Origin of the sequence: Streptomyces sp. HmicA12, from assembly GCF_000373565.1 — a bacterium.
In the GTDB taxonomy this organism is placed as follows: domain Bacteria; phylum Actinomycetota; class Actinomycetes; order Streptomycetales; family Streptomycetaceae; genus Streptomyces.
Window position 1 is genome coordinate 396,319 of record NZ_KB891809.1, and the last position, 12,719, is coordinate 409,037.

Consider the following 12,719-nt stretch of genomic DNA (forward strand, 5'->3'; position numbering starts at 1 on the left):
TGGCACCTGAACTAGGGCGCCCCGTCCGCCACTTCGTTGCACGCGTCGAGCAGTGCGGCGAGGCGGCGCGACGGCGGGTCGGGGCGCACCGCCAGGTACGTCCGCAGGCCCGGCACCGTCGCCGGGTCCGCGAACGGGCGGAAGGCGATCCGGTGCGCGGGCTGCACCGCGGCCTGCGCGGCGAAGTAGACCGTCCAGCTCGGCCGGCCCGCCGCGATGGCGGCCAGGGTGTCCTGGTCGGTGGTGAAGGCGGGGCCGAGGACCGGCTCGAAGCCCGCCGCGCGGCAGGCGTCGGCCACCGCGTCGACGAGGTGCGGATTGGTGTCACGGGGCGCGATCCGCAAGGGCAGTTCGGCCAGATCGGCGAGGGCGACGGTGTCCCGCTCCGCCAGCGGGTGTGCGGCGGGCAGCGCGGCGACCAGGACGTCGCGCCACAGCGGCAGCAGTTCGAGCCCGGGGCTGCGGTCGGCGCCCCGTACGAAGGTGGCGTCGAGCTCCCCGTCCCGCACCTGCTGGATCCGGGTCGCGGTGGGCCCGCTGACCAGCTCGACCATCAGCTGCGGGGCCCGGTCGGACAGGGCGGTCAGCACGCCGTCGAGCCGCAGTCCGAGGCCCACGCTGGTGCCGACCCGCAGCGTCGCCTGCTGCTCGGCGCGCACCCCGTCCATCGCCTCGGTCGCGGCCCGCTCGGCCTTCAGGACGGCGCGGGCGTGCGGCAAAAACGCCCGGCCGGCGTCGGTGAGCGCCACCGTGCGGCTGGTGCGGTCGAACAGCTCCAGGCCGAACTCCCGCTCCAGGCGCCGGATCTGCTGGCTGACGGTCGGCTGCACGATGTGCAGCCGCTCGGCGGCCCGCCCGAAATGCAGCTCCTCGGCCACGGCCACGAAGTACTTCACCTGACGCAGTTCCACGCCGCCCCACCGTCTCCCGGCATCGATCACGATCCGTGATGAGTCTAAGAGCGGATCACTCCTTGGTCGGCGGCCGCCCGTCGACTGCAATGACCGCATGACGTACACGACGGTCGACGGCATCACGCTCCACTACGAGGATCTCGGTTCGGGCCGCCCGCTGGTCCTCCTGCACGGCTGGGGCACCAGCGGACGGGTGTGGGACGCGCAGGCGGCCGGACTGTCGGACGACCACCGGGTGATCACGCTCGACTGGCGCGGCTGCGGCCGCTCGGACCGGCCCGCGAGCGGCTACACGATCGACCGACTCGCCTCCGACGTCCTTGAGTTCATCGACGTACTGGGACTGGACCGGCCCGTCCTGGTCGGTTCGTCGATCGCGGGCGCGTTCGTCATCGAGGCCGCTCTGCGGGCGCCCGAGCGGATCGGCGCCATCGTCCCGGTGGACTCGGGCGTGCAGCACTTCAGTACGCGGCCCGAGGCGAAGCAGGCGATGGCCGACCTCTTCGAGGGCCTACGGGCCGACCGCGCGGGCACTCTCGCCGGGTTCGTCCCGCACTGGTACGCGCCGGGGACGAGCGCCGCGCTGATCGACCGGACGGTCCGGCAGGTCCTCGACGCGACGCCCCGCATCGACGGGCTCGCCGCCGACCAGGCGGAGTACGACCCGCGCGAGCGGCTGCCCGCGCTGCGCGTCCCCACCCACTTCCTGCACGGCGAGCTCGACACCGAGGTCCCGCTGTCCGTCCCGCGCGAGCTGCTCGGCCTGATCCCCGGCGCCCGGCTGACGGTGATCGAGGGCGCGGGCCACATGCCGCAGCAGGAGCGGCCCGACGCCTTCAACCAGGCGTTGCGCGCGGCTCTGAACCGACCCGAAACCCCTTCTGCGTACAGGAGTTGAACCATGCCCTTCGTCGACGTCCCCGTCTCCGGCGGCATCAGCAAGACCCACTACCTGGTCACCGGCAGCGGTCCTGGCCTCGTCCTGGTGCACGGCACCGGCGCCTCCGCGGAGGGCAACTGGGCTCCGCTCATGGCGGCCCTCGCCGACCGGTTCACCATCGTCGCCCCGGATCTGGCGGGCTCGGGCGAGACGGTCGACCCGGGTGGCCCGATCACCCTGGACGACATGGTGGCGCCCGTCGTGGCGGCGGCCCGTGACGCCGGGCTCGACCGCTTCCACCTCGCCGGCCACTCGCTCGGCGCGGTGGTGGCGACGGCGACCGCCGCCCTTCACCCGGAGCTGGTGAACTCCCTCACGGCGCACGCCCCTTGGGTGAAGGCCGACGCGCACATGACCTTCCAGTTCGACCTGTGGCAGCGGCTGACCCGCACCGATCCGGCGGCCCTCGCGCACCTCATCCTGCTCTCGGCGCTGGGCAAGGACACCCTGCGCTCCTGGGGCGCGACCACCTTCGACGGCGCGGCCGCCGCCTTCACCGAGCTGATCACGGCAGGCCGGGACGGCTTCGCCCGCCAGTCCGCGGCGGACGCGGCCGTCGACCTGACCGACCTGCTCCCCCGGGTCACGGCGCCGACGCTGCTGATCTCCAGCGCCGACGACCGCATGGTCCCGCCGCCGCACCAGCACGACGTCGCCGAACGCATCCCGCACGCCCGCCTGTTGCGCGTCCCGGGCGGGCACGGGCTTCCGGTGGAGAACCCGGAGCTGCTGATCGCGAAGGTCGCCGAGCACCTGGCCGAGGTCGGCTGAGGCTCAGCCCAGGTGCGTCGGCGCGAACATCCGCAGCACGGCGGGCAGGACGACCACGCGCGGGCCCGGGGCGGCCAGCGCCGCCGCCAGGTCCTCGCGGAGCGCCTCCGGGGACGTACGCACGGCGGGCACTCCGAAGGACTCGGCGAGGGCCACGTAGTCCGGGCGGGTCAGCTCGGTGGCGGTGGCCTGACCGAAGGTGTCGTTCATGTACTCGCGCAGGATGCCGTAGCCGCCGTCGTCGACGATCAGCCAGGTGACGTTCAGGGACTCCTGCTTCGCCGTGGCGAGTTCGGCGATCGAGTACAGGGCGCCGCCGTCGCCGGAGACCGCGAGGACCGGGGTCGTCGGGTCGGCCGCCGCGGCGCCGAGCGCGGCCGGGAAGCCGTAGCCGAGGCCGCCCGCGCCCTGCGCCGAGTGCAGCGGGCCCGGCCAGGCCGACCAGGCCCAGTAGGCGAGGATCGTCATGTCCCAGAAGGAGGGGGACTTGGGCGGGAGCGCGGCGCGGACGGACGCCAACACGTCCTGTTCCAGGGTGAGTTCCTGCGAGTCGATGCGTGCGCGTACGGCGTTCAGGACCTCGGCGACGCGGCCCGCGGCCTTGTCGTCCTCGCGCTCCTCGACCGTCTCGGCGAGTGCCTGGAGCGCGAGGCGGGCGTCGGCGTGGATGCCGAGCGCCGGGTGGTTGGACTCCAGCTTGCCCGCGTCGGCCTCGATCTGGACGACCCGGCCCCGGGGCTTGAACGTGTGGTAGTTCGACGACAGTTCGCCGAGGCCCGAGCCGACGACCAGCAGGACGTCCGCGTCCTCCAGGAAGTCCGTGACGTACCGGTCCTCCATCCAGGACTGGAGCGACAGCGGGTGCTCCCAGGGGAAGGCGCCCTTGCCGCCGAAGGTGCACACCACCGGGGCGTTCACCTTCTCCGCGAGCGCGCGCAGCTTCCCGGCGGCGTCCGCGCGGACCACGCCGCCGCCCGCGATGATCGCCGGACGCTCGGCCTTCGCCAGCAGGTCGGCCGCCACGGCGGTGAGTTCGGGGCGCGGCGCGAGCTCGTGCGGGGTCGCGTCGACGGCCGTGACCTGCGGCAGCGACGCGGGGGCGAGCAGCACGTCCTGCGGGATCTCGACGTAGACCGGGCCGTGCGGCGCGCTCAGCGCGGACTCCCAGGCCGCCGCGATCGCGGAGGGGATCTGCGACTGGGTGCGGACCGGGTGGACGGACTTCACGACGTCGCGGAACACGGCCTGCTGGTCGCGGAGCTCGTGGAGGTAGCCGTGCCGGCCGCCGCCGAGTCCCGCCACCGGGACCTGGCTGACGATCGCGAGGACCGGGGCCGATCCGGCGGCCGCCTCCTGGAGCGCGGACAGCGAGGTCAGCGCGCCGGGACCGGTGGACAGGAACAGCGGCGCGACCTCGCCGGTGACCCGGCCGTACGCGTCCGCCGCGAACCCGGCGTTGTTCTCGACGCGCAGGCCGACGTAGCGCAGGTCGGAGCGGCGCAGCGCGTCGAAGAGGCCGAGGGCGTGCTGTCCGGGCAGGCCGAAGACGGTGGACGCGCCGAGCCCCGCGAGGGTCTCCACGACCAGGTCGCCGCCGGTCCGCCCGGGCGGCGGGTTGAGGGCCGCTTCGGTCTGGGCCGCGGTGGGCCGCAGTTCGAGGTCGTGGTCGTGGGTCATCGCGGGGCTCTCCTGGGTGTCGTGCGGTGGTGCGGTCAGGCCGTGCGGGACGCCGCGATCTGCCGGGACATGATCGTCGTCAGCTCGTACGCGGTGTGCGAGGCGGCCACGGCGGTGATCTCCGCGTGGTCGTAGGCGGGCGCCACCTCGACGACGTCCGCCGACACCAGGTTGCACGACGCGAGGCCGCGCAGGATCTCCAGGAGCTCGCGGGAGGTCATGCCGCCCGCCTCCGGCGTGCCCGTGCCGGGCGCGTGGGCCGGGTCGAGGCAGTCGATGTCGATGGAGATGTACAGCGGCCGGTCGCCGATGCGCTGGCGCAGCTGGTCGGCGACCTCGTCGGCGCCGCGCCGGTAGACGTCGGCCGAGGTGACGATGCCGAAGCCGAGCTTCTCGTCGTCGGTGAGGTCGCTCTTGCCGTAGAGCGGGCCGCGGGTGCCGACGTGGCTGAGCGCGGAGGTGTCGAGGATGCCCTCCTCGACGGCGCGGCGGAACGGGGTGCCGTGCGTGTACTCGGCGCCGAAGTACGTGTCCCAGGTGTCCAGGTGCGCGTCGAAGTGGAGCAGCGCGACCGGGCCGTGCTTCTTGGCGACGGAGCGCAGCAGCGGCAGCGCGATGGTGTGGTCGCCGCCGAGCGTCATCATGCGGGCGCCGGAGCCGAGCAGGTCGTCGGCCGCGGCCTCGATCGTCTCGACGGCCTCGTTGATGTTGAACGGGTTGGCGGCGATGTCCCCCGCGTCCACGACCTGCGTGAGGGCGAACGGGGACGCGTCCTGCGCCGGGTTGTACGGGCGCAGGAGCCGCGACGCCTCACGGATGGCGTTGCCGCCGAAGCGGGCGCCGGGCCGGTAGGAGACACCGGTGTCGAAGGGCACCCCGACGACCGCCACGTCCGCGGACTCGACCTCGTCCAGGCGCGGGAGGCGCGCGAAGGTCGCCGGGCCCGCGTAGCGCGGGACGAGCGAGGAGTCGACGGGGCCGACCGGACCGTTCGGGTCGGGCTGGACGCGGGGCGTCTCGTTGCGGTTCATTGCGGGGTGCCTTCTTTCCTACGGGGTTACTGCGATGCGGCGGCCGCGGGAGCCGGCTCGGGCTCGGCGGCGCCGCGCCCGGCGAGCCGCTCCCGCCAGTTGGCGAGGACGGCGGCGTCGGTCGGCCTGGTGGCCAGGGACACGACGACGTACGTGACGAGTGACGCGGTCAGGCCGTAGTAGACGGGCTCGTTGGCGAGGATCCCGTACGTCCACATCAGGCCGATGACGGAGAAACCGCCGACGACGACGGAGGCGAGGGCGCCGTTGCCGGTGCCGCGCTTCCAGATCAGCCCGCCGAGGATCGGCACGAGGAGGCCGGCGACGAGCAGGTTGTAGGCGACGGTCAGCGCCTCGACGACGTTGTTCAGGATGATCGAGGTGATGATCGCGACGATGCCCAGGACGAGGATGAAGATCCGGTTGCCCCTGACCTCGTCGTGCTCGGCCTCGGGGGCACTGTCCGGCTTGATGCCGCGCAGCCGCTTCCAGATGTCGTTGTTGGCGACGGTGGCGCAGGCGATCAGGGCGCCGGACGACGTCGACATGACGGCGGCGAGCGCGGCGGCCAGCACCAGTCCGCGGACGCCGACCGGCAGCTCGTCCTTGACGATCTGGGCGAACGCCTCGTCGGCCTGGCCCAGGCCCTTGGGGTAGATGACCTTGGCCGCGGTGCCGATGACGGCGCCGCCGATCGCGTAGAGCAGGCAGTAGACGCCGGAGACGGTGCCGCCCCAGCGGGCCACCTTGTCGTCGCGGGCGGTGAACACGCGCTGCCAGATGTCCTGGCCGATGAGCATGCCGAACGTGTAGATCAGCACGTACGTGAAGATCGTCTCGCCGCCGATGCCCAGCGGGTCGAAGTACGAGGTGGGCAGCTCGGCCTTCATCTCGCTGAAGCCGCCCGCCTTGACGACGGCCACGGGCAGCAGGATCAGCAGCACACCGATCGTCTTGACGACGAACTGCACCATGTCGGTGATGGTGATGGACCACATGCCGCCGAGCGTCGAGTAGGCGACGACGATGGCCCCGCCGATGACGATGGCCAGCCAGCGCGGCACGTCGAAGAGGACGTCGAAGATCGTGGCGTACGCGATCGTGGACGTGACCACCAGCATCAGCGTGTACGCCCACATCACGATGCCGGAGATCATCCCGGCGCTGCCGCCGTAGCGCAGGTCGAGCATCTCCGAGACGGTGTAGACCTTCAGGCGGGCGATGCGCGCCGAGAAGAACAACGACAGGGCGAGGATGCCGAGGCCGATGGTGAACACCATCCAGGCGCCCGACAGGCCGTACTGGTAGCCGAGGCCGACGCCGCCGATGGTGGAGGCGCCGCCGAGGACGACGGCGGCCATGGTGCCGGAGTACATGGCGGGCCCGAGGCGGCGGCCGGCGACCAGGAAGTCGCTCTTGGACTTGGCGCGGCGCATGCCCCACCAGCCCATCGCCAGCATTCCGGCCAGGTACACGACGATCACGATGTAGTCGACGGCCATGGGACGCCCTCCTTTGCACACCTCAGTGGCGTGTCGTGCATGGGATGTCCGGCTGCGAGGCCCTGTCGGGGCCATCGGCGACGGGGACATCCGCCCGTACCCGCGCCCACCGGTCGGCACGACCCTAGGTGGCCGGAAAGCGGCACTGAAGTGTACGTTTCCGATACTCCCAGGGTCACCAGTAGAGGAATCGTCCACCACCATGCCGACCGAACCCCTCGCTCCGCCGGTCCCGCCCGTCCCACCGGTCCCGCTGAGCGCCCTGCTGGCCCGCGACGACCTGGGCCTGCGGCAGCTGGCCGGGCCCCCGGCCGAGACGGTCCGGCTGTACGCGGCGCACCCCACGGAGATGGCGGACCCGTACCCGTATCTGCTCGGCGGCGAGCTGCTGCTGACGGCGGGCCTGCACCTCACCGAGCGGGTCGGCGACCTGGACGCGTACTTCGGCCGGTACGTGTCCCGGATCGCGGAGGCGGGCGGCGCGGCCATCGGCTTCGGGCTCGCGCCGGTGCACGACGCGGTCCCCGAGGCCCTGGTGGCGGCCTGCGAGCGGCACCGGATGCCGCTGCTCGAAGTGGCGCCCGACACCACGTTCAGCGCGGTCGTGCGGGCCCTGTGGGGGCTGACGGCGGCGGTGCGCCACCTGGAACTGCGCCGGGTCACCGAGGCGCAGCAGGGCCTGGCCACCGCGGCCGCCCGCCCGGACCCGGTCCCCGCCGTCCTGCGCCAACTCGCCCAGCGCACGGGCGGGTTCGCGGTCCTGGTCGGCCCCGACGGCACCGAACTGCACCGCGCGGGAACCGTGCCGTCCACCGCGGGGAGCGCGCCCGCCACCTCGCCGGACGCGGTCGAGTCGGCGCTCGGTGACCTGGTGCGGGTGGTGCGGCCCGCGACGACCCGGCTCTTCCCGACCCCGTCGTCCGCGTCCGACGAGGCGGCGGGCGTCCAGCTGTCGGCGTACGCGCTCGGCGGCGCCGACGGCCGCGCCCTCGGCCTCGCCACCCCGGGCCGGACGCCCGGCGACCACACCATCACGGGTGTGGCGGTCGTCCTGCTCTCCCTGCTCCAGGGCGAGCACCAGTCGACGGGCGACGCGCGACGCTCGGCGGCCCTGGTCCGGCTGCTGCTCGGGGAAGGGCCCGAGGAGGCGGCGGAGCTGCTGGGGACGGACGCCTGGCGCGTGGTGCACGCGCAGCCGCAGGGCGCCCGGCCCGCCCCTGCCCTGGGCACTCCCCTCATCGACATCACGGACACGCTCGTACGGGCCCTCGTCCCGGCCGGCCAGGACGTCACCGCGCACGACGGCTGGACGCTCGGGGTCAGCGCCCCGGCCGCGCCGGACCAGCTGCGGACCGCCGACACCCAGGCCGCGCACGCCCTGACCCGCGCCCGCACCCTGCGCACCCCGCTGGTACGGCACCGCGCCGACACCCCCGCGCCCACGCTCACCGCGCTGGCCGACCGCCCGGAACTGCGCCACACGCTGCGCACCTGGCTCTCCCTGCACGGCAGCTGGGACCGCACGGCGAACGCCCTCGGCATCCACCGGAACACGGTGCGCCAGCGCATCGCCAAGTGCGCGACGCTGGTGGCGGCGGACCTGGACGACCCGGATGTACGGATGGAGCTGTGGTTCGCGCTGCGGGATCTGCCGTGAGCGTCCGGGGGCCGCTGAAGGTCGCGCACGAAGTGTGCGCCTTCAGGGGCGCGGGGAACTGCGCGACCAGCCCCCACCGGGCCCGCACTCACGCACGCAACCCTCCCCCGCAACGGCGGTAAGGCGAACCCGGCGCCGTGCTCAGTACAGCTCCGGCCGCCGGTCCCCGAAGACGTCGTTGTGCTCACCGAGCGACTTGTCACGGGCCTGCGCGAGATCACAGGAGGCGAGCAGCAGCGCGGGCCCCTCGGTCGGTGTGCGCCCCGCCAGCGGGAACCCGTCGGGGTCGACGATCACCGAACCCCCGGTCCAGGAAACCCCGCGCTCGTCCCCGGCCCGGTCGGCGACGGCGACGTACATCCGGTTGAAGGAAGCCGCGGCCTGCGCCTTCGAGACCTCGGCGGGCCGCTCGCCCTCGGGGCGCGGGAAGCGCGGCCAGTTGACGGGGGCGCACAGCAGCTCGGTGCCGGCGAGGGCGGCCCGCCGTACCCACTCGGGGAATTCGAGGTCGTAGCAGACCATGACGCCGATCCGGCCGACGCCCGCGATGTCGACGGCCGGGGGCCGCTCGTCGCCGGGTACGAAGAAGTCCTTCTCGGTGCCGAAGAGGTGGGCCTTGCGGTAGACGGCGCGCAGCCCGCCGGCCGGGTCGATGACGACGGCGGAGTTGCGGACCTGCCCGTCGGTGTCGAGTTCGGCGAGCCCGGCCACCAGGGTGACGCCGTGCCGGCGGGCGGCGGCGGACCAGGCGGTGACGGTCGGCCCGTCGAGCGGTTCGGCGAGCGCCCGCGCCTCGGCGACCGACGCGAAGACATAGCCGCTGTTGGCGAGTTCGGGCAGCACGACGACCCGGGCCCCGGCGCGGGCGGCGGCCTCGACCGCCTCCTCGGCGGCGGCGAGGTTCTCGGCGACGTCCCCGACGCCGAGGGCGAGCTGGGCGCAGGCCACGGTGGTCATCGGCTCCTGGGTCGTCCCTGTGGAGTCGTTCATCGCGGAGCCCTTCCCTCTCGCCGTACGGGACGCGCGGTCGCACGCCCTCGACGGCTGGACCCTAACGCGGCGCCGCCGTGCCCCGTCTCCGCCGATGCGGCCAAATGCGGATCAGGCACCTGGACGCCACGTACGGGCGGTCGGCGCGGGGCGGTCAGCTGCCGGTGTCCGCGCTCTCCTGCTCCTCCTCCACAGGGATCACCGCGGTGCTCAGGGCGGCGGCCCGCGCCCGGGACCGGGACACCGCCACACCGGCCAGGCAGAGCACTCCGCCGAGGAGGGTCAGCCAGCCGGGCACCTCGTCCAGGAACAGCCAGCTGAGCAGGACGACGATGGCGGGAACGGCGTAGGTCGTCGCGCCCATCTTCCCGGCGGGCGTGCGGGCGAGCGCGTACGTCCAGGTGGTGAAGGCGAGGGCGGTCGGCACGATGCCGAGGTAGACCATGTTGAGCGTCGCGGACACCGGCGCCGCGGACATCTCGGAGACGAGCTGCCCCGAGAACGGCAGGCAGGCCACCGTCCCGATCAGGCAGCTGAACGCGGTGACCTGGAGCGGCGACCCGTACGACAGCGCGGGCTTCTGGGCGACGACCCCGATCGCGTACGCCACGGCGGCGAGCAGGCACAGCACGACCCCGCCGATCAGCGACCCCGTGCTCCCGTCGACGTCACCGGAGCCGGATGAGCCCGCAGACCCCGCCGACATCGACAGCCCGACGACGACCGCTCCCGCGAACGACACGCCCATCCCGGCGAGCAGCCGCGGCGGCAGGGCCTCGCCGAGCAGCCGGGCGGCGAGCAGCGCCATCAGGATCGGCCCCACGTTCACCAGCAGCGCGGCGGTCCCGGCGTCGACGAGCCGCTCCCCCCAGTTCAGCGCCACCATGTACCCGCCGAACCAGACGATGCCCGACACCACGATCCCGCGCCACGCCTCGCGCGGCGGCAGCCCCTCACGCCGTATGAGCAGCAGCAGGAACAGCACCACGGAACCGGCGAGCAGCCGCCCCAGAGCGAGCGCCCCCGGCGAGTACGCGGCGCCGGCGCTGCGGATGGACACGAAGGCGGAGGCCCAGGCGAGCACGGTGAAGCAGACGGCGCCGACCGTGAGCGGGCCGGGAGAGGAGATGCGCGGGGCACGTGGGGTCATACGGATCAGCGTACGGAGAAAGCAGTTCGGCGAGCACCGAAATATCGCGGCCCCTCGACGCGCCCCGGCGGGGGGTGTCCCGGGTCCCACTCCCCGGGATCGATCACCGCCCCGCGGCGCTCCCCGGCACAATGGGCGCATGCCGATACCCGGGATTCCCAGCGATACGCCGACCCGCGCCGCCCTGATCGACCACCTCGTCCGCACCCGCGTCGCGGGCGACGTGGCCACGCCTCGCGAGAACAACCTCTCCCACTACCGCAAGCTCGCGAACGGCGACCGGCACTACTGGCTGGGCCTGGAACTCGGCGACCGCTGGACCGACGAGCAGGACGTGCTCGCGGTGATGGCGGAGCGCTGCGGGGTGGTCGACGACCCCGAGCACCGGTACGGCCAGGACACCATCGACCCGGACCTGACGGTCGACGCCCTGGAGCGGATGGCGGCGCGGCTGCGCAAGGCGGCCGAGGACCGGCAGCGGGTGCTGTTCGCGACGGGCCACCCGGGCGGCCTGCTCGACGTGCACCGCGCGACGGCGACGGCTCTGCGCGCGGCGGGCTGCGAGATCGTCGTGATCCCCGAGGGCCTGGCCACCGAGGAGGGCATGGTCTTCCAGTTCGCGGACGTGGCGATGCTGGAGCGCGGGGCGACGCTGTGGCACACGCACTCCCCCGACCCGATGACGCGGATCCTGGACGGCCTGGAGCGGGCGGGCCGCCCGCTGCCCGACCTGGTGGTCGCGGACCACGGCTGGGCGGGCTGCGCGGCCCAGCGCGGGGTGGACTCCGTCGGTTACGCGGACTGCAACGACCCGGCGCTGTTCCTGGCCGAGGCGGAGGGCACGATGCAGGTGACGGTCCCCTTGGACGACCATGTGACGAGCCCGCGCCACTATGACCCGATGACGGCGTACTTGTTGGACGCGGCGGGGCTGCTGAATTAGACCGTCGCGCGGCCGCGGCCCGGTGGGGCTTCTCGCGCCCTGGGCGAGCGGAGCTCGCTTCAGGGGCGCGGGGAACTGCGCGACCAGCCACGACGCAACCCGCGCTCACCCACCCGCGGAAGCCCTACGGCGCGACGGCCCCTACCAAGGGTTCAGCCCTTCCGACCGGCGCTGAGCGAACCCCGGAGTGGGGTCCAGGTACACCCTGCGCACCGAGGGGAACCGCTCCCGCAACCGCCGCGAGGCGTCCTCGCAGGCCCACTCGATCTGCGCCGCGGTCGACGCGTCCCGGAAATCCACCTTGGCGGCGACGAGCGCCTCCCGGGGCCCCTGCACCAGCGTCGTCAGTTCCAGCACCGCCTCGACGTGCTCGCCCTCGACGAGCAGCGCCCGGATCTCGGCCCGCATCGGCTTCGGCAGCGGCCGCCCGACGAGCAGCTGCGCGTTGGACCGGCCGAGCACCCAGGCCACCCACAGCAGCAGCGCGCCGATGCACAGCGAGGCGATGCCGTCCCACACGCCCGATCCGGTGAGCTGCCCGCCCAGCAGTCCGCCGGCGGCGAGCACCAGGCCGGCGAGGGCCGCGCTGTCCTCCAGGACGACGGCCTTCACGGCGGTGTCGGGCGTGTGCTTCAGATACGTACCGAACGGCGCTTTGAACCGGGCGGCCTCGCCCCGCGCCTGCTTGACGGCGGTGCGCAGCGAGAAGCCCTCCAGGAGGAAGGCGATGCCGAGCACGATGTACGAGACCAGCGGATCGCCCAACTCCTCGCCGACGACCAGGGTGTGGATGCCGTCGTAGAAGGAGAAGACCGCGCCGCCGACGAAGGTGGCGACGGCAGCGAGCAGCGCCCATACGTACCGCTCGCCCCCGTACCCGAGCGGGTGCTCCTCGTCGGCGGGCTTCTCGCCGCGCTTGAGGGCGGTGAGGAGCAGCAGCTCGGTGACGGTGTCGGCGAAGGAGTGCGCGGCTTCCGACAGCATCGCGCTGGAGCCGCTGATGACGCCGGCGACGGCCTTGGCCAGGGCGATGCCGAGGTTCGCCACCGCGGCGACGATCACGGTGAAGACGCTCTCCCCGCCCGCCTCTTCCGCGTCGTCCGCCCCGTCCGCCACCTCAGCACCATCCCTTAGATCCACGTAC

Annotated in this window: 11 protein-coding genes; 4 read left to right on the plus strand and 7 right to left on the minus strand. The window is 73.4% G+C overall.

Going from position 1 to position 12,719, the window contains the following annotated elements:
- Positions 1 to 11: 11 nt before the first annotated feature.
- On the minus strand, positions 12 to 911 hold the full coding sequence (locus B072_RS0119690; RefSeq protein WP_018531691.1) for a LysR family transcriptional regulator: 900 nt from the start codon (positions 909 to 911) through the stop codon (positions 12 to 14).
- A gap of 97 nt (positions 912 to 1,008) precedes the next feature.
- Here B072_RS0119690 and B072_RS0119695 point away from each other — a divergent pair, with 97 nt between their 5' ends.
- Together B072_RS0119695 and B072_RS0119700 are read left to right on the plus strand one after the other, a co-directional pair.
- On the plus strand, positions 1,009 to 1,812 hold the full coding sequence (locus B072_RS0119695; RefSeq protein ID WP_018531692.1) for an alpha/beta fold hydrolase: 804 nt from the start codon (positions 1,009 to 1,011) through the stop codon (positions 1,810 to 1,812).
- 3 nt (positions 1,813 to 1,815) lie between these two features.
- Positions 1,816 to 2,625 (plus strand): alpha/beta fold hydrolase, encoded by an 810-nt coding sequence (locus tag B072_RS0119700; protein ID WP_018531693.1) that lies wholly within the window; start codon positions 1,816 to 1,818, stop codon positions 2,623 to 2,625.
- Between the two features lie 3 nt (positions 2,626 to 2,628).
- Here the strand turns inward: B072_RS0119700 and B072_RS0119705 are convergent, their stop codons facing one another.
- From B072_RS0119705 to B072_RS0119715, 3 genes are read right to left on the minus strand one after another with little or no spacing between them, the layout of a single operon-like run.
- Complete coding sequence (locus B072_RS0119705; protein ID WP_018531694.1) at positions 2,629 to 4,302, minus strand: thiamine pyrophosphate-binding protein; 1,674 nt, start codon at positions 4,300 to 4,302, stop codon at positions 2,629 to 2,631.
- A 35-nt stretch (positions 4,303 to 4,337) separates the two neighbouring features.
- Positions 4,338 to 5,333 carry an agmatinase gene (gene speB, locus B072_RS0119710; protein ID WP_018531695.1) on the minus strand — a complete coding sequence of 332 codons (996 nt, stop codon included), beginning with the start codon at positions 5,331 to 5,333 and terminating at the stop codon, positions 4,338 to 4,340.
- A 26-nt stretch (positions 5,334 to 5,359) separates the two neighbouring features.
- Positions 5,360 to 6,835 carry a sodium:solute symporter gene (locus B072_RS0119715; RefSeq protein WP_018531696.1) on the minus strand — a complete coding sequence of 492 codons (1,476 nt, stop codon included), beginning with the start codon at positions 6,833 to 6,835 and terminating at the stop codon, positions 5,360 to 5,362.
- A gap of 202 nt (positions 6,836 to 7,037) precedes the next feature.
- Here B072_RS0119715 and B072_RS0119720 point away from each other — a divergent pair, with 202 nt between their 5' ends.
- Positions 7,038 to 8,492 (plus strand): PucR family transcriptional regulator, encoded by a 1,455-nt coding sequence (locus B072_RS0119720; RefSeq protein WP_018531697.1) that lies wholly within the window; start codon positions 7,038 to 7,040, stop codon positions 8,490 to 8,492.
- A gap of 141 nt (positions 8,493 to 8,633) precedes the next feature.
- Here the strand turns inward: B072_RS0119720 and B072_RS0119725 are convergent, their stop codons facing one another.
- Together B072_RS0119725 and B072_RS0119730 are read right to left on the minus strand one after the other, a co-directional pair.
- Complete coding sequence (locus tag B072_RS0119725; protein ID WP_018531698.1) at positions 8,634 to 9,482, minus strand: nitrilase-related carbon-nitrogen hydrolase; 849 nt, start codon at positions 9,480 to 9,482, stop codon at positions 8,634 to 8,636.
- A gap of 154 nt (positions 9,483 to 9,636) precedes the next feature.
- Positions 9,637 to 10,632 carry a DMT family transporter gene (locus tag B072_RS0119730; protein WP_018531699.1) on the minus strand — a complete coding sequence of 332 codons (996 nt, stop codon included), beginning with the start codon at positions 10,630 to 10,632 and terminating at the stop codon, positions 9,637 to 9,639.
- A 139-nt stretch (positions 10,633 to 10,771) separates the two neighbouring features.
- On the opposite strand from B072_RS0119730, the gene B072_RS0119735 reads away from it, so the two are divergent.
- Positions 10,772 to 11,575 carry a phosphatase gene (locus B072_RS0119735; protein WP_018531700.1) on the plus strand — a complete coding sequence of 268 codons (804 nt, stop codon included), beginning with the start codon at positions 10,772 to 10,774 and terminating at the stop codon, positions 11,573 to 11,575.
- A gap of 141 nt (positions 11,576 to 11,716) precedes the next feature.
- Here B072_RS0119735 and B072_RS0119740 read toward each other — a convergent pair whose 3' ends face one another.
- Positions 11,717 to 12,691: a cation diffusion facilitator family transporter gene (locus B072_RS0119740; protein WP_018531701.1), complete on the minus strand. Its 975-nt coding sequence runs from the start codon at positions 12,689 to 12,691 to the stop codon at positions 11,717 to 11,719.
- Positions 12,692 to 12,719 lie beyond the last annotated feature (28 nt).